Consider the following 25,166-nt stretch of genomic DNA (forward strand, 5'->3'; position numbering starts at 1 on the left):
GGGTTGGCAGCCAGGCGGGTCCGGCGGCGCCGCGGCACGGGGCGGTGGTGCTGTGGGCGGGGGTTCATGGCCCGGTGGCGGTGATGCCGCCGGTGAGCGAGACGAGCGGGGGGTAGATGAGGATGGCTGCGAGCGCGAGAGCGATGGCGGTGGCGGGCAGGGCGATGATCTGGTTGTGCCGCTGGGCGGTTTCGCGTTCGGCTGCGATGCGCCGCTGCCATTGGTTGTGGGCTGCGGTCAGGATGGCGTCGGCGAGGCGGGTGCCTCTGCGCGAGGCGAGGGTGAGGGCGCTGAGGGTCTCGTCGAGCCCGTCGAGCCGGTAGCTGTCGGCCAGGCCGGCGAGGCCGTCGGCGGCGGGCCGGGTGTCGTTCTGGGCTGCGTGCAGCCGTCGGGCGAGGGTGCGCCACGGCAGGGTGTGGTTGGCGTGCGCAGCGCGCAGCATGGCCTGGGCGGGCTCGGCGCCGGCGTTGACTTGCTGAGCGGTGAGCGCGATCCAGGCGCTGACGGTGAGCTGGAGCTCTTGGCGTCGCTGGCGGGCGGTGTCGCGGGCGGCCTGTGCGGGCCCCAGCCAGCCCGCTGCGGTGCAGGCGGCGACGGCGGCTGTGGCTGCGGGCGCGGTGGAGGTCCACTGGACGGCGACGGCCGTGCCGGCGAGCAGTCCCGCTGCGCCGACGAGTGCCTGGTGGGCGAGATGCGCTGTGGGGGCGATCCCGGCGAGGCGCAGGTCGGCTGTGCGTCGGTCGCTGAGCCTGCGCGTTGCCAGCCGCTGCGAGGCGTCCCGCGGCGGCCTGCCGGCGGGATGGCGGCGGCCCCGCAGGGCTGCTGCGATGCACATCAGCAGTCCCGCGGCGAGCGCGGCGCCTGCGAGGGCTGCGGTGGGGCTCACAGGGGCGGCCGTTCGGTGCGCCGCTGCGGTTGGGGTGCGGGCGGGGCGAGCGGGGAGCGGTGGGTGCGCACGGTGCTGTGATGCACGAGGAATGCGCTTGCGCCGAGGATGACCATGGCGATGAGCACCAGGAAGGTCTGTCCGGCAGGGGTGCGGTAGGGGTCGAAGTAGGCGGGGTTGTTGCGGTACATGAGCGCGATCACCGCGCCGGCGAGCGCGAGCAGCGCGATGGTCTGGGTCCACAGCGCCACGACGGCTTCGGTGCGGGCGCGGTGCACGGCGACGCTGTCGCCGATGCGCTGTGTGAGCAGTTCCAGCGATGCGGCGACCGGCCCGCCCGCTGCGGCAGCCATGCGCAGACCCGCCGCGATGTCGGGCTCGAACACGGCGCCGGCGGCGGCGAGCTGCTCGGCGGCTGTGGTGATGCCGTGCTCGCGGGCGGCCCGAGCGGTGCGCGCCACAACCGGCGCGATTCGCTGCGGTGCGTGCGCAACGCTGGCGGCGAGCGCGTCGGCGAGCCCTGCGCCCGAACGGGCCAGTTCGGCGAGCTGGCGTGCCCATGCCTGCCAGGCCAGAGCGAGAGCGGTGTGGCGGCGCCGTCGTGCGGGCGCAGCCGCGAACGCAGGGCCGAGCACTCCTGCGCCTGCGGCGAGCACTCCGATGCCCCACAGGCCGCTCGCCAGATATCCGGCGGCCAGCCCGGCGATCCCCGCTGCTGCCTGGACGGTGCCCCACAGCAGGGCCCGCCGCGGTGACGCGGCGGGGCTGCGGGCCCGACGGCTCGGCGCCTTGGCGGGGGGTGCGGGCTGCTGCGTGCCGGGCCGCGTCGGCCCTCGGAGGGCTGCCGCAGCGGTCAGCGACACGCCGGCAGCGAACAGCAGCGCGAAGCCGGTGGCGTTCACCGCTGCGGCCTCGCTGGGGTCGCCCACGAGCCGGCGTCGGCGTGGTGGACGCGTTCGGCGAGGCCGGGGCTCTGCGGTGCCGCGAGATGCGCGAGGGGGCCGTCGGGCCGGTCGCGCCGGAACAGGTCGCGCACCTCGAAACGGTCGCCGTTTGGGGGCAGCGTCTCGGCGATGGTGCGTATGACGCGTCGGCCGCTGCGGGGGTCGGCGGCCATGTGCACGACGAGATGGATCACCTCGGAGGCTTCCTGGACCAGTGCCGCTTGGGCCGGTGCGGCGCCTGAGGCGAGGCAGTACCGGACGAGCCGGGCGAGTGCCTGGCGGGGCGACGACGCGTGGATGGTGGCCATCGACCCGTCGCTGCCGGTGCCGCACGCCGACAGGAAAGCGGCGGCTTCGGGGCCGCGCAGCTCGCCGACGATGACCCGGTCGGCGCCGGTGCGAAGGCTGCGACGGGCGAGCTCTTCCATGCCGATCTCGCCCTCGCCGTCGCTGTTGCGCTCGCGTGTCTCCGCCGCGAACACCCACGGATGGGTGTCGCCGAGGAACAGCTCGAAGGTCTGCTCGAGGGTGCAGACCACTTCGTGACCGCCGATCTGGCCGAGCAGGGCGCGCAGCAAGGTGGTCTTGCCCGACCCCAGCGCACCGCAGACCAGCACGTTCGCCGGCGACGGGGGCGCCACCGCCGCGGCAAGGAACGCGGCGGCGTCGTCGCCGAGGGTGCCTGCTTCGACCAGGTCGTCGAGGCTCACGAGCCGGTGGCGATGGCACCTGACGGTCAGGTACGGCTCGCCGCACACGTCCATCGCCGCGAACAGGCGCTCGCCGGTGCGCAGCCGCAGGTCCAGCAGCGGAGCGGAGTGATCGAACCGGCGGCCGGTCTGGCCGTGAGTCACTGCGAGATGAGCGACGAAGCCGATCATCTCCGCGTCGTCAGCGAACAGCGGCCCAGCGATCGTCTCCTGACGGCCGCCCGTGAGCCCCAGCACCCCGCGGCGAGGGCCAAACAACCACACGTTCTCCACGTCCGGCCGGTCCAGGAACCGCTGCAGCGGCCCCGCGCCCAGCAGCGCCCCGAGCTCGCCGTCGATCCACGCCCGGTCCGCGTCCGACAATACGGTGCCCCGCACATCGAGCGCCTCGGCTTCCAGACGAGCGATCGTCTCGACGGCCAGACGCCGCGACGACTCGCCGACGCGGCCGCCTGCTGCGGCCCCCTCGCCGTCCGATGGGTCGGCGGCTGCGTCGAGCCGATGGGCTTGCACCTGCTCGCGGACTGCCGCCCAGATCGACGCAGCCAAGCTCATCGCCGGACTCCTGTTCGCCCCGCGCCTGTTCGCCCGGCCTCCGCTCGCGCGGTGCCCGCGTCTGTGGCATCCGGTCTGCCGAGGGAGCCTGTGCTGTGCGTGCCGAGCGCTGCGAGCCGTGCTGCGGCGGCGCCGAGCGCGTCGAGGGCGACGCGTTCGCGGCGGCGCGGACGGGCGCCCAGCAGCGCCCGCTCGCGCACCGGCCCCACGCTGCCCAGCAGCACCGGCATGCCTGCGGCGCTGTCATGGGTCCGCGCTGGCATCGGGCCGGCGTCGTCGCTGCGGGGCCGGTCCGGCGCGGCCCCGACGCGTGCGGCGCGCAACTCGGTGATCGGGTCAGGCGCCGAGTGCCTCCCGAACGCCGCGAGCACGCCGCGAAGCCCTCCCGGCGCCGCCGTGCCCGATGCCGGCGCGGCGCCGACGTGCATGCGCGCTGCTTGGTGCAGCGCTTCCCGGGCCGCGTCGGGCGCCGTGTTCGCCAGCGACACCAGCACCGCTGCGATGCTGTGATGCGCATCGGGCAGCGCGGCGAGCTCTTCGGCGTGCTCGGCCGCCCAGCATGCGGTGCGTGCCGCTCCTGCGGGGTGAGCGGCAGCGCCGGCGAGCAGCACCCGGCCCGCGCCCCGGCGCCGCTCGGGCAGCGCCCAGCAGTGCAGCTCGATGCTGTCGGCGCGGATGCCCCCGCGGGCAGCGACGAGCGTCGGCAGCCCGCGCCGGGCGGTCGGCATCACCGTCGCCGTGGCCGCAGCGACGCGTGCGGTCAGCCGTGTGCCGACGGCGTCGGCGTCCACCACGAGCACCCCTTCGCCGGTGGCAGCGGCGATGCCATGCGCCAAAGCGACCGTCAGCGCCCCGCACTCGGCCGGGGGCCCGCCGGCGGCGCCGAGCGGTTCGGCTGCGCTGGTGACGGTCGCCATCACCAGCGCTGCTCCCAGTGCTTGCGCCACGCCTCGTTCAGATCAGCGCTCATGGCGTCGGTGTCGGCATCGGGCGAGACGCGCAGCAGCATCGGCGCGGCGCCCAGCCGCTGGGCGAGGCTCTGCCACCACACCCACTCGGCGGGCTCGGCCCAGATGCCCAGCAGGCCGTCGCGGTAGTGGTCCAGCCGCACAGAGCGCAGCACCGAACGGGGCCGGCCGCCGCTGGCGGCATCGAGCGGCACGCCGGGGTCGACCAGCAGCGCCAAGCCGCCCTGGGCGACTCCCGACGCCGACAGCGACACGTCCACCGGCACCACCGTCTGCAACAGCCCCGGCCCCCCGGCGGTCTCCCACGCCGCGCCCAGCGGGCTGCCCGCCGCTGAGGCCTGCCTGTGCTCGGCAGCCCACACCGCGTTCAGTTCCGCTGCCAACCCTGCCGCGTCGCCGCCCAGCGGCACCGGCAGCACCATCGGCAGGCTTCCCAGACGGGCGGGCAGCGTCTGCCACTGCACCCACTCGGCGGGAGGTGCGAACAATCGCAGCGCGTTGCCGGCCAGCGACTCTGCGACCAGCGTGTCGATCACCCGGCGGGCACGCCCCGGGTCGCTGCCCGACGGCGCCGCGCCGGGGTCGATCAGCAGCACCAACTCGCCCTCGGCGACACCCGAGGGAACCAGGCTCGTGTCGACCGGCACCAGAACCTCCAAGTGGTCCCCGAACGCCCCCGCTGCGGGCGCGGCGAGCATCCCCGCGGTCACCAGCGACCCCGCCGGCACGCTGTGGGTCACCGCAAGACCGGCCAACGCCGCCGCTGCACCGTCGCTCCATTCCAGATGCGGCACCACCCCGGGCAGCACCAGCGCCGCGTCCAGGTCGCCTGCCGACAGCACATGGCCGCGGGGCAGGTTCCGCGCTGCCACCACCACAGCCGCACGCTCGTCGAACGCGTCCGCAGTCCGCACGAAACCGGCGACGCTGCTCACCGCCAGCAGCAGCCCTGCAAGAGCGAGAAGCACACGACGCGCGCGACCGCCCAGCCGTCTCGGAGCGCGCGTCGGCACCCCGGCAGCTGCCGCCCGTTCCGGCTCGACGAACCCGCCGACAGCGGCCTCGCGGGGCGCGAGCCGACGCCTGCTCGAACGTCCCCGTAGGCGGCGGATCACCGTACTCCTCCGGCACGACACGGCATCGGGGCCGACGCACACCCGGCGCCGCACAGCACCGCGCCGACAGCACGCCGCCCGACGCCGGCCAACGGCAGACGGTTGACAGCAGCGCCGGGTCTGGCTACGTTGCGCCGCTCATGACCCACCCCACCCACGCGAACACCCGTATCCGGGGGGGGGGGGGGTCGCTGCCCTGTTGCGCCGCAGCAGTGCCGACACGACGCGATTCGGCCGCGCCGCGTTCGAGCCCCGCTTGAGGGTGCTGCTGGGCTGAGCTGGGCCGCTCGGCTGCTTGTCGCGACGCTCGTCGCGGCCTCGGTGCTGTCGGGGGTGGGCGCGGTGCCGTGGCTGGAGCGTGCCGATGCTGACGGCGATGGAGCCGAGGAACTCGGGGTGGGGTGGAACAGCCTCGCTGGGGAAGCAGGGGCCGCGGAGTCTTCGGGCACAGCCGGGCTGAGCTGCCCGGAGGGGATGGTGCTCGCTGGCGGGCTGTGCAAGACCCCCAAGGTCGAGCACACCGAGATGGAGAGAGTGTGCCCTCAGGCCGACGACGGGTATGTGCTGGTCACGACGCTGGGCGAGCTGGGGCCGTCTCATACGTGCCAGAAGACGGTACCGGCGTACTGCACGGGCGGCAAGGTGCTGCATCAGGGGCAGTGCCGTGTTCGCACGGTGTCGACGTCGACGCTGACGGCGACGGCGACGTGGTCGTGTGTGCGGGGCACGCTGGTGAGCACTTCTGGGGAGCATGGCACGGCGTGGTCGTGCAAGATCGCTGCGGGGACGACCTGTCCTTCGGGGCAGCGGTATCGCAGCGGCCGCTGCGAGAAGCAGGTGACGACGTACGGGTTCGCGAATTATCGCTATGAGTGCCCGTCGGGGTACACGCTGGGTTATGACGGGATCGGCTGGACGTGCTCCAAGTCGGTGACGCCGTACTGCACCGGCAGCCACGAGTACCGCACGTCGCCGACTCGGGGCTGCTATCGGTCCGAGTCGTCCTATGCGACGGCCGAGTACGAGTATTCGTGCCCGTCGGGCTACACGGCGAGCGGCTCGGGAGCGTCGACGAAGTGCTCCAAGACCGAGACGTACAAGAAGCGTGTGTGCAGCTACGACCCGTTCGCCGGGCAGCAGTGCTGGTGGGAGACCCGCACCCGCACGGTGACCGCGGCGCCTGTCAAGTCGTGCGAGCGGGGCTTCTCGCCGCACGGATCGAAGTGCCGCTCGGACACAGCTTCGACGCGTTGGGTGAAGACCACCCGCCAGCCGGTCACCAAGCACACGCAGCCGGCGACGCGTGCGTGCCCTTCGGGCTTCTCGCCGCACGGGTCGAGGTGCCGGTCGGCGACCACGGAATGGAAGCCGTCGGGCAGCACGCCGGTCACCAGCTACCGCTATGAGTCCGCGGACCGCTCGTGCCGTTCCGGCTACGACTGGGACGCCGCAGCACAGCTGTGCACCAAGACCGTCACCACGACGGTCTACAGCGACCCCACACCGCCATTGACAACGCTCACCGGCCGGCCGCCGATCCAGCGCTGCCCCCAGGGGTGGGATCCCGCGGGCGGCGGGCGATGCAGCCGCTCCACTCTCGGCCCCCCGACCCAGGCACCGACTCGCACAGTGTGCAGCGAGAGCCTGGGCAGTCTCGGCGAGGAAACAGTGACACGCTCGGGCACGCTCGCTGCTGGCTGCGTGTCATGGAACAAGGGCAACGCGCAGTCTCCCCACTGGGCGCGCCACTACACGCTCAGCGTGCCGGTCGACTCCAAGATCGACGCGGGAGCGTCGTCGGCAGCGGCGGACATGTTCGTGCAGGTCATGTCCGGCACGGGGCCGACAGCGACAGTGATCGCGTCCGACGACGACTCCGGCGCCAACACGGACGCCCAGATCGACAACGCCGCCGTCGCGGCCGGCACCGAATACACGATCGAGGTCACCACCCCAACAGCGAACATCACCGGCGCGTTCACACTCACCGTGGCCGTCACACCAGACCTGCCGCCGGTGAAGATCATCGGCCTCGATGACAGCTACGGCATCGGCCAGGCTCAGGCCGCAGCCGGCGACGGCTTCACCGTCGAGCCCGCTGACGCCTCGTGCACGGTGTCGCCGACCGACGCGAAGATCACGGTCGGCAACGGCGCGGACCGCACGGTGTCGCTGACCCGCAAACCGCCGTTCTCACAGCACGTCACCGTCAAATGCACCGCCACGGGACGCTCCGAAGGCACCGCCACCGCAACGCTGCGCGGCCATCTCGCGATCGCCAGCCTCACCATCAGCGGCAACGAATGCAAGAAAGCCGCTGCTGACAGCGCAGCCGACTACGCATGCACCGTCCCCTACGGCAGCGCCCTGACCGTCACCGGCGCCGCGCAAGGACCCCACAACGGCCTGTCGCTGTCGTGGGCCGCCACAAGCGACGCGAAGATCGACAGCCATACCCAGGCCAAGACCCAAGTCGCCGCGCCCAGCGCGACACCGGTGGTGTACTCGCGCTCCGGCACCGCTGCCGTGTCGTGCACCGCCGACAGCACGGTCACCCTCACCGCGACCGCCGGAGCTCACAGCCGCTCTGTCACCGTCGCGATCGCCTGCGGCCAGCCGCCGCCAGCGGCGGCGTGCGACGACCCGCTCGGCACCCTCGCTGAGGGCACTGTCACCCGCAGCGGCACGATCGCTGCTGACAGCAAGTGCACCACCGCGAACCGCGGCCGCTCGGGCACCTACTACACGCGCCGCCACACGCTCACGCTGTCAGGTCCCGCGCAGGTCACCGTCGACGTCGGCAACGACCCCGCCAACACGGCCAGGCTCGACACGTACATGGTCTTGCTCGACGGGCACGGCGCGACGGGCAGCGTGAACGCCAGCGACGACGACGACGGTCCCGGCAACGACAGCCGCATATCCAAGAAACTCCCAGCGGGCGACTACACCATCGAGGCCACCACCTACCGCTCCGCCGCTGCGGGCCGCTACCGGCTGAAGATCAACACCGCCTACGACAAGACCGTCAAGATCACAGGACTGGCCGACACAGCCTCCGACGGCACCGGCGAAGTCGCCGTCACAGCGCCGTTCACCGTCGAGCCCGCCAATGCCGCCTGCACTGCCAGCCCCGCCACAGCCAGTGTCGCCGACGGCACCGATGCAACCGACCGCATCCTCACCGCGGGCATCACCGCGCCGGGCAGCCTCGCGGTCACCGTCACCTGCACGGCGGCCGGCCACGCCGCCGCGACGCAGACCGTGACGCTCACAGCGAGCCTCGCCGCGGGCGTCACCACCGTCGGCGCCCGGGCCGTCGTCGGCGGCGAGTGCAAGACCCTCGCCCCGGCGCCCGACGGCGCCGATGTCGCCTATGAGTGCACCATGGCCCAAGGCGGCAGCTTCGACGTCGAAGCCGAAGCCACCGCCACCGGCACAGCGCTCACCGTCGCCTGGACAGCCACCGGCGGCATCGCCGAGGACAGCCAATCGCAGGGCACGGTCACGGCGGTGCCCGGCCCCGACAGCACCACCCTGCACCGCCGCACCGCCACGGCAACCCTGAGCTGCACCACCAACGGCACGGCCTCCGCCACAGCGACCCTCGGCGACAGCACCAAGACAGCCCGCCTCACGGTCGCCTGCCAGACGCCCGTCGAGATCACGGGTCTTGCCGACGCTGGCGAGACCGGCAGCGGGAAAGTCGCCGTCACCGCCGACTTCACCGTGGAGCCCGCCGAAGCTCGATGCAGCGCCTCGCCCGGCACAGCAGCTGTCACAGCAGGCCAGAGCGCAGCAGAGCGCACGCTCACCGCGAAGATCGCCGCACCCGGCAGTCTGGCTGTCACGGTTACGTGCGAGGCTGACGGGCGAGCGGCTGCATCGCAGACGGTCACTCTGACTGCGGCGGAGGAACCGGTTTCGCCGTGCGTGAGCGCGTTGGGGGTCCTCGAGCCGGGCGCGGTGAGCGTGTCGGGGCAGACCAGCGCCGATGGCGGCTGTTTGTCCAAGAACCGCGGCCCGGTGCGCGGGCGCCGCTATTTCGCTCACCGCCACACCCTCACGCTCCAAGAGCCGACATGGGTGACCGTCGAGCTCGTCGGCGGCAAGCGCACGAATGGCTCCGGCAGCTTTGACACGTACCTGCGGCTGATCGACGGCCACAGCGCCGACGGCGCCGGAAGAGTCCGCGCCAGCAGCGACGACATCGGCGACGAGAACGGCAGCTACCGCCGCGACAGCCGCGTCGAAGCCGGACGGCTGCCCGCAGGGAAGTACACGCTCGAGGCGTCCGCTTCCGCGTACGACGACACCGGCGCGTACCGGCTCGACATCAGCGCGGTCACGGTGCACGGGCTCAGCAGTTCCTTGCACGCGCCCCACGGCCAGACGACCGAGTTCGTGTTCGAGTACCGGCCCGCAAACGCCGAAGTGGCCATGGCAGGCGACGTGGGCGCGGACGTGACCGTCAGCGCCGCCGCCGGGTCAGGCGTGCTGAAGGTCACACCCGACCGGCCTGGCAGCTACCTCGCCGTCGTCGCCATCACACCCAAAACGCCCACCGCCACGCAGCCCCAGAGCGCCTCCGCGGCAGCCGACGCCCAGGCCGGCGACGCCGATCCTCAGCCAGCCGGCCCCGGCGCCGCTCCGACGGTCAACGTCGTGCCCGCAGGCAAAGCCTGCGCCGCGGGCCAGACCGTCATCGTCGTCATCGGCAGAGCCGTATGCACCGGACCCGCCACAGCCCAAGTCACGATACGCACCCCGGCCACCGGGAGCCGGCCCGCCAAAGTGATGCCTGCTGCTTGCATCACGCGCCTCTCGGTCGGACGCTGGTATCTCGATACCGAAGCATGGCCGGTAAGCACAGACTGCAACGCTGCGGTCAACAACGTCAAGGACAGCATCAGAAGGCGCACCCGGTTCTACACGTTTGAGATCACCCACAGCAGCGTCGATGTGACCATTCGGCTGTCGTCGGACAACCGAAACACACACCTCGCGCTGTACAGGGCGATCACCGACCCGATCAGCGGCCTCCTCACCAATCTCGGCAGCGCTCCCGTCGCCATCAACAACGACGCCTGGGACACCGCCGCAGGCACCGGGTACCTGTATCTGGACGGCAACGCCACCGACTCCAGAATCCGCACGACGCTCACCAAAGGCGTCTATGTCATCTCCGCCGCCTCCCTCACCATGCCAGACGCCGCAGACCAGCACACCATCAACATCAAGATCCCCCACCCCCCGAGCGCCGATGACGACTGAACCCCCGACAGCTCCAGACGAGGCCGACTCCACAAGCTCAGCGGCCCGCCGGCCGCTGAGTCGCCGCCGGTTCCTTGCCGTAGTCGGCGGTACTGCAGGTGCCGTCGGCGTCGCCGGACTCGCGGGCCGCAGCCTGCTCGCCGGCCTCAGCAGCCCAGCACCCGTAGCGACCGGGCAAGCCGCAGGGTCAGCGTCGGTCGATTCCAGCACGGAGATTGTCGAAGTCGAGCCCGGCTTCGCCGACGCCACTGTCTGGAACGACCAATTGCTCACCCTGCGAGCCGACCCCACTGGCACCGGCATCGTCCTCCGCTCAGAAACCGACGGACAAGAGCATTCAATAGACACACCCCCCGACTTCACCGCACGCTGCATCGGCACCATCGACGAGACTCTCGTCGTTGGCGGGCACATGTACACTGAAGAAGAGGCGATTACGTACGAAGCCGGGCCTGATGCTCTTGAACTCTTGCGTTACGCCGGTGTCGAGGCGGCAGCCTTGGCATCACAGCCGGGTATACCGGAGTTCGAGAGGCACATGTATACGCCGAGGCGAATGGCAGCTTCCCTCGTAACCACAGGTGACCTGAAGCGGTGGGAAACCACGGAAATAGTATTTCCGGACCATACCGGTGGTTCTGTCGCTGGAGTCTTGGAGCGCACGGGCTCATTTGCCTTGGACCACTACGAGTCTCCTGAGACGGCCGACTCAAATTTCGAAGCAACGCTCTTGGATGCGCGTTCTGCCTTGGGCGGCGTTGCAGTGTTCGACACCTGGGCACTGCCAGTAGATCATGGTCTTATCTGGGGCGTGACAAGCGCTGACTGGGGCGACATAGTCGTCGTGGCGGACAGGCATGGCGTACGGGCTATGGACGACCGAGGGCAACGCGTCTTTGAGATGGAAGATGCGTTTCTGTACGCAGTACAGCCAATCGTCAGCGAGTTTGGCGAGGTGGTCGCTGTTGGGACCTTGGGCGCAAGCGGCGTAGCGAAGACGAGACTGTTTCGCGGCGGTGAAGAACTCCTGACCATAGACGACGCGTTGCTCATGTCGCACCAGATAGGGCCGGCAGTTTCGCTTGCGGCACCCGCAGGAAAAATCGGCGGAATGACAGCATAGGAAGGGTAGCTCATCGGTAAGTTCTGCACTTGTTTGGGCTGAGGCTATGGTCATCGACTGTTCGAGAGGGAGAGATTCATGACGAAGGAGGCGTGCGATCACTCCTGTGGCCGCGATGCGCCCGTCACGATCGTGCCGGTACCGTCTACTGAAGGTGCTTACAGATTTCGTGACCCCGAGGGAGATTTGAAGGTAGATCTGCGATCCTTGACGGGTAGCGCATGTGCCGCTGGTTTCAATGAAAACAGCTCTGAGGATTTCGGCGATTATAATGCGAGTGATCCAAAAGCACCTACGATTCATCCATGCTTACACAGCATTTTGGATAACTGCATTGCCAATCTCGATTGGTTCTCGTCGCGGTATGGCATCGGTTATGGTAGGCTAGAGATCATCGGCTATAGTGGTGTATCGCGTCCAGACTTCCGGTTTAAGCATGCGGTTGATGGCAAAACGGTTACGCTTTATGAGGCGAATGTTCGAGAAAGACTGAGTAAGTCTGTAGCGGAGGCTAGGAAACATGCGGCCACTGCTACATCGACTAAAGGAGACACCGCTACACCGACTACGGTAATTTACCCAGCCATTGATTTTGTAGACAATGGTCAGAAACGTGTGACACAAAGGCAGTTGGAATGGCTACGGCGAGCAGACATCTACGGCTCGACCTTTGCCGTCAAGGGGAGCTGGCACTATCACGATAGAGCGATCGATATCACCTGGATTGGCTGGAACGAAGCGACTCTCGAACGGCCCATTCAGAGGCGAGCAGCGCGGCCCTGCCGCGGGCGAAGCGATGTGCAATCTAGCACTGCAGCTTACCGGCGCATGGTAACGGTAGAGGCGTGCTTGAGGAAGTTCTTCGGCACGGTGCTCAACCGTAACTATGATGATGACCACGCGGATCATTTTCATGTGGACGACGGTGCGTGTGTGGGTTTCAATCTCGGGTTGAAGTCGCACGTAGTGTTTCTGCAAGATTGCATTGAAGCATTCACCGACGTGCGCCTGAGCAAAGACAACCTCGGTCGTCATTTTGGAACATATGACGCAACTACCAAAAAAGGCTATAGAGCCTTGATGTCCGATCTGGGGATGGAGCGCTTGCAACCGGAGAAGTATGGCTCCCACTACTGGCTTTTCCTGAATTATATCATGATGCACGGGTTCGCTAATGAGCGCGCAGGCTTTTACAGGTATGGCGATACTACGACATCGCCGATCGTGTGATGCGTTCTGTTCCTGAAGAACGGGCAGTCGTGAGGCGGGTTCTCGTGACGGTTGTGTCTGTTTGCTTGGTCTGCGCGACGGTGCTGTCCGTTCAGCCTGCTGTGTCGGCGGGTCCCGATGGCGAGGCTGACGCGGCTGGGGTGTCGCCTGTTGCCCCGGTGTGGCCGTTCGTCGGCATGGTCGACTATGCGGGAACTTTCGTGGGCATTCCGGACGGAGAGCGTTTCGATTTGGGCCTCGATTCAGGACTGAGTGCGCGAGAATGTCTTATTGGCGCTTGGGCACTTCATCTTGGCTACAGCGCTGACTATGCGTTCTTTGCTAGATTGCGACATAAACCTTTGGCTTCGCCAGAAATGATGGGTTCGTTTGTGGCACCTTGGGGTGACGCTGCCTATCCGTTACTGACGAGTCCTATCGTTTCATGGAAATCGTTGCCTTCGTCTGATCATCCGTTCGTCGTGGACCGATTCAGCGCGCATACTAGTTCGATGATTCTGGATGAGTATTACGCACATTATCAGGTGACATCGGATGCGTTGCGACCGCCGGAAGAGAGCATTCAGCCGTTTGTGTCGTTAGGTTTTCTCGAAGCTAGCACCGGCCCTTGGGGGCGGGCCGATGAAGTGCTCAGGTTCGAGAACGGCAGAGGCGTGCAGCACTATGTGTTGGCTTCATATCCTCGATTTGACGGCTTTTTGAGCGAGGTTGACCGCGATCGTGCTGAGATGCTGCTCGAAGTTGAGGAGGCCGACTACGACGAGTCCGAATCGGAACATTCATCTGGCTGGTCGCCGCCGTCACATGCGCTCAGGGTGCAACGCGTTAGCGGTGAACGGGCGATCTGGTCGATGGGCGCGACGGATTGGTACTTTCCATGTGTCGTCCCTCATTCGGTGGTGCAGGACACTCGGACGGGTTTGGCGCTGAGCTGCACTGACACGGTGCTGTTGCCGGTGGGCTTGCCGTCGGGGTCTGATCTGAGCGATGTGCCTCCGCTTCGCGGTCTTGACGAATGCCCCCGGACGTCGTGGGCATCTGTGCTCGCTGTGGCCGAGAACAATGAGGCGCAGGCGCAAGGCGAGCTGCCTCGCGGTGGGGCTGGATAATGGTGCGCGTTCTGGTGGGCCTGCTGTGGCTGGCGCTCGCAGCGACCGGCTGTGCGATGGGGAGCGAACCGGTGCCTGACGCCGGCCGGTCGGAGGCAGATGCTGCTGCGAGCGTCGCGCACGAAGCGGGGGCAGAACCGACCACATCTGGCGCTCCGCCTGATTCGGCTCATGTGGCGCTAATGGAGGCGCCGCCGCCGACCGTCGCTTCCGACGGCGACGATGCCACGGCATCTGGGGCAGCATCGGGGCCTGTGCCGGTGAGCGGCGAGGAAGCACACCGTCGGGACGGGCGAAGCTGCGGGTACTACACGGTTCCAGACGAGACCTACTACGTTGGCGGCCTTTGGACTTGGGCAGATTCTCTGGACTTTGGCGCGCCGCCGACTGGCGTATTTTTCGCTGAGCTGGTGCAGTTGATGCCTGTCGCCGACCCCTTTGCTCACGTTGATGGTGCTGGTTCCTCTTGGTGGCCGGATTGGCCGCTGAGATGGCAGATAGTGCGCTCGGGCCTAGTGCTCGACGAGGATCGCTGCATGAGCGTCAGCAGCGCTGCGTTTGGCTCTGTTGTCTTGCCGGTGGAGTTCTCGGTTGAGTGCGTCGGTCGGGTGGCGGCGGTTGTTCATGGCAATGGTGAGGCTGAGTTCGGGGACGCGGCCAACGCCGTTTGGTTGGCGGCCGACGGTGCGGTCACTTGGCGGCAGGGGTCCTCGCCGGAGCTCGCCGCTGCGATCGAGGACCGGCATATGGACGTTGCGTTCGTGTCGGCGGGGGACGCGGTGAGCGTCGCCGGGGCGGGTTCGCTGCTGGTCCGTTCGCCGCCTTGGCCCCAGAGTCCGGGATGGGAAGTCCAGACCCTGCGCGCAGGCCCGCTGTTGCTCCTGACCGCCCAGCCGGCCCATCTGGAGTGCTTCTCAGGGGTGACGTGGGCGTTCGACGTCTCGACTGGCGAGCTGATCACCTGCGGCGCCAACACCATGGCGACCGCGGTTGTGAGAACCGACGCCAGCGCGGACGGATTCGGTGCTGCCGCGGGCCGGCCGGAACTGCGGCTGCCCGACCCCGACGATGTGCCGGACTACTTGGAATGCGCCGCACGGTTTGACCTGGGTTCCGTCGGGCGCCCCTTGCCCTGAATGCAAGTCGGCGAGACCCTGGGAATGGGTCAGTGGTCTGTTCATGCCGGTGCGGCATGGATGGTGCTGTCGCCCTTTTGCAGCGTTTCGCCCGGCACAGCATCTGTCACCGTCGAGCTCGTCGGCGGCAAGCGCACGAATGGCTCCGGCAGCTTCGACACGTTCCTGCGGCTGATCGACGGTCACAGCGTCGACGGCGCCGGAAGGGTCCGCGCTGCCAGCGACGACATCGGCGACGAGAACGGCAGCTACCGCCGCGACAGCCGCGTCGAAGCCGGGCGTTTGCCCGCAGGGAAGTACACGCTCGAGGCGTCCGCTTCCGCGTACGACGACACCGGCGCGTACCGGCTCGACATCAGCGCGGTCACGGTGCACGGGCTCAGCAGTTCCTTGCACGCGCCCCACGGCCAGACGACCGAGTTCGTGTTCGAGTACCGGCCCGCAAACGCCGAAGTGGCCATGGCAGGCGACGTGGGCGCGGACGTGACCGTCAGCGCCGCCGCCGGGTCAGGCGTGCTGAAGGTCACACCCGACCGGCCTGGCAGCTACCTCGCCGTCGTCGCCATCACACCCAAAACGCCCACCGCCACGCAACCCGACAGCGCCTCCGCCGCCGCGGCAGCCGACGCCCAGACCGACGACGCCGATCCCCCGCCAGCCGACACCGGCACCGCCCCGACGGTCAGAGTCGTGCCCGCAGGCAAGGCCTGCGCCCCAGGCCGGACCGTCATCGTCGTCATCGGCAGAGCCGTATGCACCGGACCCGCCGCAGGCCAAGTGAAGATCGTCAAGCCCGACGGCACCCAGATACCCGCCAGATGCGTAGCCGATGTGTCGCTGGGCCGCTGGCATCTCGACTCGGCCAGCTGGCCCGCGGCGACAGCCTGCACGGTGTCGGACGGCGCTGCGAGCTATCGGGCGCAGTTCTACGTGCTGCGGGTGCCCCACGACGACGCGCAGGTCACGATCCGGCTGTGGTCCGACGACCGCGACACCTATCTGGCGCTGTACCGCGCACCGCCTGATCCCAGGTCGATCGACACCGGCGACGTGAAAGCAGACCTCGGCGGCACCCCGCGGGCCGCAACGATGACGCCGGCACCAACGACGGCGACGCCAGCAGCACCGGCTTCGGTTACCTGGACGGCAACACGACCGACTCCAGGGTCCGTCTCGAGCTCGACAAGGGCACCTACGTCGTCGCGGCAGCCGCCAAGACCACACCGGCGAGCGCCGACCGGCACACCCTCAACGTCAAGATCCCTCACCCCCCGAGCACCGATGACGCCTGAACCCCCCGCAGCACCAGACGACACCGGCCCCGCAAGCTCAGCGGCCCGCAAGCCGATGAGCCGCCGCCGGTTCCTCGCCGTAGTCGGCGGAACCGCAGGCGCAGCCGGCATCGCCGGGCTCGCAGGCCGCAGCCTGCTCGGCGGCCCCAGCAGCCCAGCACCCCCAGCAGCGGCAAACCCCGCAGGCCTGATGCCGGCGGACCCGGGCGTGGAGATCGTCGAAGTCGAGCCCGGCTTCGCAGACGCCGCCGTCTGGAACGACCAACTCCTCACCCTGCGAGCCGACCCCGCTGGCACCGGCATCGTCCTCCGCTCAGAAACCGACGGCGCCGAGCACCCAGTAGACGCACCCCCCGACTTCACCGCACGCTGCATCGGCACCATCGACGACACCCTCATCATCGGCGGACACAGGCTCGTCAATACTGGCTCACTAGTATTCGAGCTTGGAATGGATTACGAAGAGCTACTTCAAGCAGCAGGGCACGAAAGTGTACGCCTTCGTCAACAACCACACCGACCGGTACCGTTCCCTCATCGGCATACCTTCATGGATCATCTGTCAACTGCAATTTCTACCGAAGATCTGCGTAGTTGGGACTATCGGACATTGGAGATCAGAGAGGGAACAGGCGGCTCGATTAGCGGTGTGTTCGAAAGCAGTGGCACCTTGGGTATCGATTACTACGCGTTTGCCGAGATACCAGATTCCATTGCGGGGCTTGCTGTCGTAGATGCTTCCAGTGCCCGTAGCGGCACAGCCGAAATCAACCGCCTGCTTCCGATAGATCACGGGTCCCTTTGGGGTGTCTTGAGCACTGAGTGGGATGAGGTCGTTATAGTTTCGGATGTATCCGGCACACGAGGATACACCTCAAAAAATCAGATCGCCTTCACTCTGGAAGCACACGAGGAATTGCTGGGTGCATCAGTATGGGGAGAAGCGGTACATTTATCGGTTATAGCCGCGGATGGTCATCGTGTGGCGAAAACACTAGTCAATGGTGATTTGATCGAAGTAGATGTGGAGTCCGTAGAGGCGAACATTTTGAACCAAATATCTCGTGATCTGGTGGTTTCTTCTGTACTTCCTCCTGTACGGTTAATTGATACTGCGGAAGCATCCTAAGTCTCGGTGGCAACTTGACATATATCGATATTGCATGGTTATTCTAGTTGATGAAAGTAGTAGGCATACATGACACAGGCCGATAGCGATGTTGAGGCTGGAGCGGGTTGCAGCTACAAACCACCGCGAGCAATCAATTTGGACGACAACGAGATCTATTACATGAGTAGCGGCACCGACCCCTTGGGAATCGATCTTCGTGCAGTGCAGTGGGAATCGCTCCAGAATGACGACTGGCTGAAGGGTCCCGTTTGTCCGGTAGACTCGGAGGATATCGACCAGATCGTCTCGAAGCGAGGGACCCGTTTCTTCTCGTCCTCCAGTGGAGCACTCAGGTGTCACCCTGATATGCGTAAGCCACTTCTGTCTTTTTTGAGTAACGTGGGCTGGTTCGCCAAGAATTACGGGACTGGTTATGAAGAGCTTGAACTATTGGTGACGGAGGCGCAGCGGCGCGTGCTTCGCTCAACAGGCAGTTTTCATTACGAAGGTAAGGCACTGGACATATACTGGGTTGGCTGGAAGCAAGACAACCGACGTATCGCATCGCGACCGTGCAATGGCGCTGCTGAGGCAATGGATGTGACGTCTCGAAGGCGGCTTGTCGCAGTAGAGGCAGGACTGCGCAAGTGGTTTAGCTACGTACTGAACCGGAACATCAATAAACATCAACATCATTTCCATGTCGACAACGGTTGTCCCGGCGTAGCCTTAAGGGTCAGAAATCCCGCTACGCTTGGGGCAGGTGTGTTCAAGCGGCCCTATACATCGTGCAATTATTTCATCCAAGACTGCATCGACGCATTTACGGATGTGCAGGTAGATTACGATGGATCCTGGAACGTTACAACTGTCAACGGTCGAAAGACTCAAGAAGGCTACAAGACTCTGTTGTCCGATTTCGGCATGGAGTTGTTGAATCCGATCAAGAATGTGAATGAGTATTTTTTGTTTTTAGATTATGTCATGATGCATGGCTTTGCCGACAAGCGTGCTGGAGCGTTTCGATGGGAAGGCTATGCAACATTTCCTTCAGTCTAAGCAGCGGCGCTTGCGTCGCGCTGCGTTAGCCCTGTTAGCAGGTGCAGTCATAATATGCGGGGTGATCGCTATGTTGGGGACGACGAGCGGGCGGAATGCTCTGGCGCAATCAGGATCGGGAAATATACAGGTGCCACCCGAATGGGCTAAGGCGCCGAAGTATCCTTTTCGGGGTGCAATAAAAGTCGAATCGCGTTCCAACGACGGTACCGACGAAAGCGTAATTTACTTACAATACTGGGACGACGAGCGCGCTGCTTTGCACAGTGTTTTCATGGGTCAAGTCTCGGTCACATGTGCAAATGAACCATCTGTGTCGGACAGTGGCGTCATGTACACGCACTTCAACGATATGGGGGCATCAAGCCATTTTGGTATACCATGGGGAGATACTGCATACCCGCTCTATTGGACGCCAAATGAGATGTTGGCTGATCCCTTTCCTGAGTGGTTGCAAGCGCAGGTGATGGCTACGGTTGATTCACCGACGCGGGGATCGTGGTTGGCACTTTCGATTGGGGAGCGTACAGCTTGGTTTGACTTGGAGAATCGGGACAAGTTGACATTAGTGAATCATCCTGGTTCTGAAGTCGACTACAGAGGAGCGTCGGAGCTAAGGGAGCTATACGGCGGTTTTTTTGCCGGATTTGGTGGTACCGATGGACGCAATTTTGCGATAAGGCTCTACTCGGGAGTCGAATCGCCATGCGACGACTACAGCTATATTTTCGACGGTATATCGGGTGATGTGGTTGCATGCGGTTGGTCAGTGGGGGGGCCAGTACTCTGGGATCAGACAATGGAGGCAGATGAATCGAGTTTTGTATTGCCGGAACCGCCGGTCGACTTAGAGTGCAATCCCGTCAATCTTTCTCTGTGGACTGGCCCCCAATGAGCGTGAGTAAGGTGATGAGTCGCTGTGTTCGATCCCGCAGGTACGCTCTGCTCACGGCGCTCATGGCACTAGTTGGAGGTGCGTGTTCTGATATCCCAGCCAGACAGTCAGCCGCTACTGCCACGGCAGCAATAACAACGGTGACAGCCTCTGCATCTGCAACGACGATGACTGGCTTAGACTTCATCGATGACCATGTAAGTGATGCCATCCCGCAACTAGGTGAGGGAGAGGCATCGACGAGTCGGGCGATGCCCACTCGTATGCTTGAAATCGATTGGACAGCACAGCGCTACTTTGAGCATGGTCCGGCACCTAAGTGGCCGTTCCGAGGGATTGTTCAGCTCTACATCCCCTCGTGGAGTTCAGGAGTGACCGAAGATCCAAGCCTAGGATGGCGTTTGCGGTATTTGGGATGGTCGGCTGAGGGCGAGGTTGCCACGCAGGTGCCGCTCGAGGGTCTCGATCTGGACTGTATGGGCCATGTCGCAATGGTGTCCCACGGCCCCGAAGGCGTTGAGATTGGTGAGATCACAGCGGATGGCAAGACCGGCGGTGCTTTCTACCACGTGCCATGGGGTGGCACGGCGCAATATCAGCAGCAACCCACTGACTCACTGATCCGCGAGGCCGTTGACCGGCCTTCCAATATAGATGTCGCGATTTACGGAAACCAGTTGACGTTGTCTGATAGAGAGTCGCAGCAGGTCATCGATCTCCGGTCCGATGGCCACAAGACACCGTGGACAGCGCAAGCTCGCCACGACGGTGAGCTGTTCATCGTCACCGTGCACCCAGCACATTTGCCGTGTTACTCGGGGGTAAGCTGGATCTCGCTAGCCAACACGGGCCAAATGCTTTCCTGCGGCGCCAATACTTGGGCGACCCGCTGGATCCAGCCTGCCGAGGAAATCCCAAAAAATTTGGCGCTACCGGACCTTGCATTAGCAGGCGATTATCTCATGTGCGCTCGTCGCCTTGACCTTGAGATTTTACCAGTTAATGTCGTTCCAAATACCCCGTGAAATGGCTCGCTACGGCGATCTCTGTAGGCATGAGACTGCACGATCACGGCCGCTCTGTCGTCCGGCGGTTGCCTATCTGCTCGCCTTGGCAATGGTCATTTTGTCCATAGCCATACCGCAAGGTGCAGCTGCCGCGGACGACGCTAGGCCTGTCGCTAGTGCCGGGGTGACTCAAGCACCGGCCGCGCCGTTCCATGGCTTTATTGTGTTGGGCGACGATTCTTCTGTAGATGACTTTGTGGATCGCGATCATTCTGTCGGTGGCGATAGCTTTGTTCTTCAATACTGGGATACGCATAGGGGACTCATGCATGTCGTGGACTTGGGGGCGCAGGCAGGTTGTCCTCCTGTGCCAGATATATTGCAAGACCGAGTCGACGTATGGATACCGGACTTCAAGTACGGAGTTGGCGGCGGTCTCAGCTTGAGCGTTCCTTGGGGGCGTGGCGTGATGCCTCGATACGCGGTGGTCGATCAGGGCGACGTCGACCCGAGGTCGAGTTACAACGTGGATCATCTTGACGTCAATGTTAGCTTCGCCGGTTTCGATTCGGTCAATTATGGCCTCATTGTCTCCAGTGACGCTGCTTGCCCGTGGCTTGATTCCTATTTGCTCGATATCGGCTCAGGAGATGTTGTCGGCTGCTTCGGCGGCTTCGGCGGGTACGGGGCGTTGCAGTTGGTCGCCCATGAACTCGAAGGTCGAGCTATCGAGTTCGCCCTGCCCAAATGGGGTGATTATGATTATAGTTCCTGTGCCGAGCCGACGCGTTTAGCATTGTTGAATATGATCTGGCTGTCATATCGCGAGCTAGTTGAATAGCCAATAGATGGGTGGGTCTACTACCGTATGGGTATTGTCAAGTGAGCGATAGCGCCGATGGCTGCTGCGGGATCATTACCTTATGCCAAGCCAAGCGTGCCCGAGGTTCGGTGTGCATAGCGATGCTCGCGCTGGTGGTCGCGTCGGTTGGTGTGGCACTGGGTTGCTCCGTGGGGTCGGCTAGTGATATCGCTTCTGAATCTCGCGAACCGATCGCTTCGGTGGGTTCAGCAGCTGCCCCTCTGACGTCGCTTGGGGTTCCGTTGCGACGAGAGTTTGGCGCTGGTGGTGCCGCCGCTGACAAACCTGAGGCGGACGGAGCGGACGATAGGGGCGAAGGGGCACCGGCGGACAGGTCCGCCGCGGACGCCGCCCCGCGCCCTGCGTCGCAGCCTGTTGTGGATGATGCGCATTTGCGCACGCCATCCTCTGTTGACCCTCCGGGCGGATTCGGCGGGTTGGTATGGCTGTCGACTGAGTGGAGCTATGCGGCGGACGGCCCGGCTGACGAGGTGGTGGCGTGGCTGGAGTTCTTGGATCTGTCGGCTGACGTGCCTGCGAGTAGGTCGGTGCCGTTGGCAGGGTTCAGGCCGCAGTGCTTCGGGCAGCTCGGGCTGGTGGCGCGTGGCTTGGACGGCATCGAAACAGGCGAGATGAGTGAGCCGGGCGGGGGGGCGTCATTCTTCGTGCCTTGGGGGGGAGAGGCGCAGAGGCTGGATCTGCCTTCTCCGCCGCTGGCGGCTGAGGTTTCTGAGCGTCCGTCGAATGTGGAGTTCTCGGTAGAGGGTGATGTGGTGACGCTGCGTTCGGGCGGATCGTCGGCTTCATACGCAATGCGTACGCCGCCTCGGGCGGAGGGGGATTGGTGGCAAGTGCAGGTTCGCCATGACGGGCCGCTGCTGATTCTCACGGTGCATCCCGCGCATTTGGAGTGCTACTCGGGCGTGACGTGGGTGAGCGTCGCCGACACCGGGCGGGTGTTGGGTTGCGGAGCGAACACGGCTGCGTTCAGATGGCTGCCCGCTGAGCTGTCGCCGTCGGGTCGGCTGAGGCTTCCTGATGCTGCCGAGATGGGCGATGTGCTCGACTGCGCTGCCCGCTTGACGCTGCCGCCGGATGCTCTGGCAGCAGCTATTCGCGAATGAGCAGACGCGGCGAGCGCTTCTCAGGCGGCCGCGTGCGGACAAGACAGCGGCATCTGACACTTCTGGTTCTCCGCAGCGGTTCATGGGGTGGTGCCGTGTGCGGTGAGGCGGGTGAGTGTGATGAGGGCGGTGCCTGCGGCGAGTGCCGGTGCCCAGGCGATGGTGGTGGCGGGTCCGTGGCGTGCGTGCGCTGTGGCGGCTTGGGGTATGGCGAGTGCTGCGCCGGCGAGCAGCGCCCACCAGGGCCATTGGGGTCCCCACCATGCGGTGAGGATGCTGCTGGCGTTGATGAGCCGGATGTCGCCGTAGCCGATGGCCTGGGGCCGGATGCGGTAGAGGGCCTCGCCGGCGATGAGCACGGCGGCGGCGCCTGCGGCGACGCGCAGCAGATGTGCTGGCTGGCCGTGGGCGACAGCGGCGACGCTCAGCAGGGCGGTGACGAGCAAGGCCGCTGTCCAGCAGGCGGTTCGTGAGATGCGCCGTTCGCGCAGGTCGGTGACCGTGGCGTGCGCGCCGAGCAGTGCCCACACGCCTGCCGCTGCCCATACCGCCGCGGTGCCCAGCCAGTGCACAGCCGTCACGGGGTCACCCCGCTTCGGCCGTCGCGGTGCATCGGGTCGGTCTGGGGGCGCGGGCCGGGGCTGTGCGGGGGCGGTGTCGCTGAGCTGGCTGCTGGTGGCAGCGGCCGTCGCGGCGATCAGCGCCACTGCCGTGGTGGTGGTGCAGACGGCTGTGCGTGACGTGGCGGTGGACGCGGGCAGCTACAGCGCCCGCTTCCGGGCAGCGGTGATCGCGGCCGACACAGTGACACGCGACTGGCGTGCGCGGGCGCCGGCCGACCGGTTCGAGGCCGACGCGCTGAACCGCCGCTACGCGGAGCGGTGCGCCCGCATCGGCATCACCTTCGCCGACACCGAGGCGCGCCCGTTCTGGAAGCCTGGAGTGCTCGCAGACGGCGGCGGCTGGTTCGAGGTGCACAAGCTGCCAGTGTGCAGCCTGCAAGACGTGCGCGGCGAACGCGAACGGTTCCGCCCGTTCCGGACCGCGCCGCCGTGATGCTCGCCGTGCCGCCGAACAGCCCGTCCGCGACGAACGGCGCCTGCCGCGACGAACGCGGGGAGGTGCTGCCGCTGCTGATCCTGTGGCCGGCGATGGTGGTGCTGCTGGTGGTGCTCGCAGCACAGGCGCTCGTAGTGAGCGGAGCGCGTGCGCAGGCCGAGGCAGCGGCGTCAGCAGGGCTGCGGGCAGCGTGGGCCGCAGCAGCAGACGCCGGGCTGGCCTCTGCCCACGACGACAGCCCCCATGTGAGTGCCGACCCGCATCCGGGCGCGTCGTCGATGGCCCAGGCCGCCCACGACGCAGTCGCGCGCACCGCGGCAGCGAGCGCAGCCGGATGGCGCTGGTGGACGCCCGGCGCGTCGGTGGTGCGCAGCGACTGGTGCCACAGCGGCGCCGACGCTTCGCGCCGTCCCAGCGCAGGCCAGCCGGGCTGGGTGCGCGTGGAGGTGACCGGCGAGACAGTGGGACCGTTCAGCGCCCTGTGGCCCGGACGGCTGGACCGGGTACACGCAGCCGCAGCCGGCCCCGCCCTGCTGACCACAGCAGCCGCGGCCACCGGTGACCCCACAGCCGACCCCGGCGACATCGCAGCCCCTGCCGTGCCGCCGTCGTTGCCCGAGTGCTGAGCGCCAGCACGCTTGAGTTGTCTGACCGGCCACAAATGGCGCAGGCGGATTAATCGAGAGCAGGTCAGTGATTGCCAGAGTTCCTCATGACCAGTTCGCCACAACTGCCAGCGGAGTTCGCCGTACTCAGGCGCCGGGACCGTCGATGCTGACAGCCCCATCGCTCGCCGCTCCGTCTGCTGTCGTGCGTGGTGCGTGAATCGCAGTCGCGTCTCGGCCTCGGTACAGCAGCGCAGGTCTCAGTCGACGAACACGCCGGCGTCGGCGTCAATCGGCTGAGCCCTGATCTGCGTCCATTCTGTATCCAGTTGTAATACAGTCACTCCCGTGGAGAGCCCCTTCGATCTGGACCTCCTCGACGACGATGACCCATTCGAAATCACCGACCAGCTCCCGCACCTGTTCAAGCACGGCGCGCTCGGCCTACCCGACATCGTCGACGTCTGGCAAAGCGACCCGCTCTTCTACCCTGCGACCCCACCCGCGCACTGGCTCATGGTCGCCGAAGTCAACGGAGCCGTGCTCGTGGTCCCCCTCGCACCATCGGATTCGGGCGACGCGACGCGGTGCCGACCGATCGGCTGCTATGAGGCGGCCTCGCACCTCATCACCCTGTACATGGAGGACAGATGAACGCTGAGCGCATGACCCCCGCCGAGGAATTCGAGTTCTACAGTCAGCCAGAAAACCTGCGTCCCCAAGGACCGGCGCGACGACGCACGCCGAGGCTGTCCGACCCGATCGCCGTGCGCTTCCCGCCGACCGTGCTCGAACAGATCAGAGCAGTCGCCGCAGCGGAGGATCGCTCGGTGTCATCCTGGGTTCGACGCGCAGTCAACGAGGCCCTGCCCACTCCGGCCCGCTGAGTCCGCTCACACCGCGCAGGCACGGCGCGCGCTGCCCCCCGTAAATGTGAGCGTTGGGTTTCAGCGCAGTCCTGAGCAGGAACGGTGACACACGGCCCGTCTCCCGTCTGGGCTAGGACGATTCTGCAGAGTCCGGCCGCGCATATGAATAATTTTGCGTGTTTATGCATAGTTCGGCTGAGCGCTTGGTACAGTGAGCATCGATCTCACAGATG

At 66.0% G+C, this 25,166-nt stretch carries 21 protein-coding genes; 15 read left to right on the top strand and 6 right to left on the bottom strand.

The genetic code is table 11. The annotated features are described in order from the left end of the window. Positions 1–64: 64 nt before the first annotated feature. From ACOQPE_RS11150 to ACOQPE_RS11170, 5 genes are read right to left on the bottom strand one after another with little or no spacing between them, the layout of a single operon-like run. Positions 65–886: a type II secretion system F family protein gene (locus ACOQPE_RS11150; RefSeq protein ID WP_420608983.1), complete on the bottom strand. Its 822-nt coding sequence runs from the start codon at positions 884–886 to the stop codon at positions 65–67. Next, on the bottom strand, positions 883–1,815 hold the full coding sequence (locus ACOQPE_RS11155) for a type II secretion system F family protein (RefSeq protein ID WP_420608984.1): 933 nt from the start codon (positions 1,813–1,815) through the stop codon (positions 883–885). The genes ACOQPE_RS11150 and ACOQPE_RS11155 overlap by 4 nt, the downstream gene beginning before the upstream one ends. Further along, on the bottom strand, positions 1,785–3,095 hold the full coding sequence (locus tag ACOQPE_RS11160; protein ID WP_420608985.1) for a CpaF family protein: 1,311 nt from the start codon (positions 3,093–3,095) through the stop codon (positions 1,785–1,787). Before ACOQPE_RS11160 ends, ACOQPE_RS11155 begins: the two co-directional genes overlap by 31 nt. Continuing rightward, positions 3,092–4,042 (bottom strand): hypothetical protein, encoded by a 951-nt coding sequence (locus ACOQPE_RS11165; protein WP_420608986.1) that lies wholly within the window; start codon positions 4,040–4,042, stop codon positions 3,092–3,094. Before ACOQPE_RS11165 ends, ACOQPE_RS11160 begins: the two co-directional genes overlap by 4 nt. Beyond that, the gene (locus tag ACOQPE_RS11170; protein ID WP_420608987.1) at positions 4,012–4,977 is read right to left on the bottom strand and encodes an SAF domain-containing protein; all 966 of its coding nucleotides are present in this window, start codon (positions 4,975–4,977) and stop codon (positions 4,012–4,014) included. Before ACOQPE_RS11170 ends, ACOQPE_RS11165 begins: the two co-directional genes overlap by 31 nt. A gap of 543 nt (positions 4,978–5,520) precedes the next feature. On the opposite strand from ACOQPE_RS11170, the gene ACOQPE_RS11175 reads away from it, so the two are divergent. The 11 genes from ACOQPE_RS11175 to ACOQPE_RS11225 all read left to right on the top strand — a co-directional run bounded on the left by ACOQPE_RS11175 (position 5,521) and on the right by ACOQPE_RS11225 (position 22,400). Continuing rightward, positions 5,521–10,452 carry a hypothetical protein gene (locus ACOQPE_RS11175; protein WP_420608988.1) on the top strand — a complete coding sequence of 1,644 codons (4,932 nt, stop codon included), beginning with the start codon at positions 5,521–5,523 and terminating at the stop codon, positions 10,450–10,452. Then, on the top strand, positions 10,442–11,575 hold the full coding sequence (locus ACOQPE_RS11180) for a hypothetical protein (protein ID WP_420608989.1): 1,134 nt from the start codon (positions 10,442–10,444) through the stop codon (positions 11,573–11,575). The genes ACOQPE_RS11175 and ACOQPE_RS11180 overlap by 11 nt, the downstream gene beginning before the upstream one ends. Before the next feature lie 78 nt (positions 11,576–11,653). Then, positions 11,654–12,805 (top strand): extensin family protein, encoded by a 1,152-nt coding sequence (locus tag ACOQPE_RS11185; RefSeq protein WP_420608990.1) that lies wholly within the window; start codon positions 11,654–11,656, stop codon positions 12,803–12,805. A gap of 44 nt (positions 12,806–12,849) precedes the next feature. Beyond that, positions 12,850–13,914 (top strand): hypothetical protein, encoded by a 1,065-nt coding sequence (locus tag ACOQPE_RS11190; protein ID WP_420608991.1) that lies wholly within the window; start codon positions 12,850–12,852, stop codon positions 13,912–13,914. After that, the gene (locus tag ACOQPE_RS11195; RefSeq protein WP_420608992.1) at positions 13,914–15,050 is read left to right on the top strand and encodes a hypothetical protein; all 1,137 of its coding nucleotides are present in this window, start codon (positions 13,914–13,916) and stop codon (positions 15,048–15,050) included. The genes ACOQPE_RS11190 and ACOQPE_RS11195 overlap by 1 nt, the downstream gene beginning before the upstream one ends. Before the next feature lie 24 nt (positions 15,051–15,074). Further along, positions 15,075–17,471 (top strand): hypothetical protein, encoded by a 2,397-nt coding sequence (locus ACOQPE_RS11200; protein WP_420608993.1) that lies wholly within the window; start codon positions 15,075–15,077, stop codon positions 17,469–17,471. Between the two features lie 69 nt (positions 17,472–17,540). Next, entirely contained in the window at positions 17,541–18,512 is a 972-nt protein-coding gene (locus tag ACOQPE_RS11205) for a hypothetical protein (protein ID WP_420608994.1), read from the top strand. A 331-nt stretch (positions 18,513–18,843) separates the two neighbouring features. Then, positions 18,844–19,407 (top strand): hypothetical protein, encoded by a 564-nt coding sequence (locus tag ACOQPE_RS11210; protein WP_420608995.1) that lies wholly within the window; start codon positions 18,844–18,846, stop codon positions 19,405–19,407. 140 nt (positions 19,408–19,547) lie between these two features. Beyond that, positions 19,548–20,432 (top strand): hypothetical protein, encoded by an 885-nt coding sequence (locus ACOQPE_RS11215; protein ID WP_420608996.1) that lies wholly within the window; start codon positions 19,548–19,550, stop codon positions 20,430–20,432. Positions 20,433–20,598: 166 nt separating this feature from the next. Beyond that, a complete protein-coding gene (locus ACOQPE_RS11220; RefSeq protein WP_420608997.1) occupies positions 20,599–21,255 on the top strand; it encodes a hypothetical protein in 657 nt (218 codons plus the stop codon). Positions 21,256–21,668: 413 nt separating this feature from the next. Next, positions 21,669–22,400, top strand: a complete 732-nt coding sequence (locus ACOQPE_RS11225) for a hypothetical protein (RefSeq protein ID WP_420608998.1) — start codon at positions 21,669–21,671, stop codon at positions 22,398–22,400. Positions 22,401–22,480: 80 nt separating this feature from the next. Here ACOQPE_RS11225 and ACOQPE_RS11230 read toward each other — a convergent pair whose 3' ends face one another. Further along, positions 22,481–22,981 carry a prepilin peptidase gene (locus ACOQPE_RS11230; RefSeq protein WP_420608999.1) on the bottom strand — a complete coding sequence of 167 codons (501 nt, stop codon included), beginning with the start codon at positions 22,979–22,981 and terminating at the stop codon, positions 22,481–22,483. Positions 22,982–23,054: 73 nt separating this feature from the next. On the opposite strand from ACOQPE_RS11230, the gene ACOQPE_RS11235 reads away from it, so the two are divergent. From ACOQPE_RS11235 to ACOQPE_RS11250, 4 genes are all read left to right on the top strand, one after another. After that, on the top strand, positions 23,055–23,456 hold the full coding sequence (locus ACOQPE_RS11235) for a hypothetical protein (RefSeq protein ID WP_420609000.1): 402 nt from the start codon (positions 23,055–23,057) through the stop codon (positions 23,454–23,456). Continuing rightward, complete coding sequence (locus ACOQPE_RS11240; RefSeq protein ID WP_420609001.1) at positions 23,453–24,085, top strand: hypothetical protein; 633 nt, start codon at positions 23,453–23,455, stop codon at positions 24,083–24,085. Before ACOQPE_RS11235 ends, ACOQPE_RS11240 begins: the two co-directional genes overlap by 4 nt. A 327-nt stretch (positions 24,086–24,412) precedes the next feature. After that, positions 24,413–24,718 (top strand): hypothetical protein, encoded by a 306-nt coding sequence (locus tag ACOQPE_RS11245; RefSeq protein WP_420609002.1) that lies wholly within the window; start codon positions 24,413–24,415, stop codon positions 24,716–24,718. Beyond that, on the top strand, positions 24,715–24,951 hold the full coding sequence (locus ACOQPE_RS11250; protein WP_420609003.1) for an Arc family DNA-binding protein: 237 nt from the start codon (positions 24,715–24,717) through the stop codon (positions 24,949–24,951). The genes ACOQPE_RS11245 and ACOQPE_RS11250 overlap by 4 nt, the downstream gene beginning before the upstream one ends. Positions 24,952–25,166 lie beyond the last annotated feature (215 nt).

This window comes from Candidatus Poriferisodalis sp., from assembly GCF_965219595.1.
Classification (GTDB): Bacteria; Actinomycetota; Acidimicrobiia; order Acidimicrobiales; family Poriferisodalaceae; genus Poriferisodalis.

Excerpts from the sequence above, each read along its gene's own strand:
- ACOQPE_RS11185 (WP_420608990.1), top strand. The coding sequence starts at position 11,654 with ATGACGAAGGAGGCGTGCGATCACTCCTGTGGCCGCGATGCGCCCGTC.
- ACOQPE_RS11160 (WP_420608985.1), bottom strand. The coding sequence starts at position 3,095 with ATGAGCTTGGCTGCGTCGATCTGGGCGGCAGTCCGCGAGCAGGTGCAA.
- ACOQPE_RS11180 (WP_420608989.1), top strand. The coding sequence starts at position 10,442 with ATGACGACTGAACCCCCGACAGCTCCAGACGAGGCCGACTCCACAAGC.
- ACOQPE_RS11200 (WP_420608993.1), top strand. The coding sequence starts at position 15,075 with ATGGGTCAGTGGTCTGTTCATGCCGGTGCGGCATGGATGGTGCTGTCG.
- ACOQPE_RS11250 (WP_420609003.1), top strand. The coding sequence starts at position 24,715 with ATGAACGCTGAGCGCATGACCCCCGCCGAGGAATTCGAGTTCTACAGT.
- ACOQPE_RS11195 (WP_420608992.1), top strand. The coding sequence starts at position 13,914 with ATGGTGCGCGTTCTGGTGGGCCTGCTGTGGCTGGCGCTCGCAGCGACC.
- ACOQPE_RS11210 (WP_420608995.1), top strand. The coding sequence starts at position 18,844 with ATGTACACGCACTTCAACGATATGGGGGCATCAAGCCATTTTGGTATA.
- ACOQPE_RS11205 (WP_420608994.1), top strand. The coding sequence starts at position 17,541 with ATGACACAGGCCGATAGCGATGTTGAGGCTGGAGCGGGTTGCAGCTAC.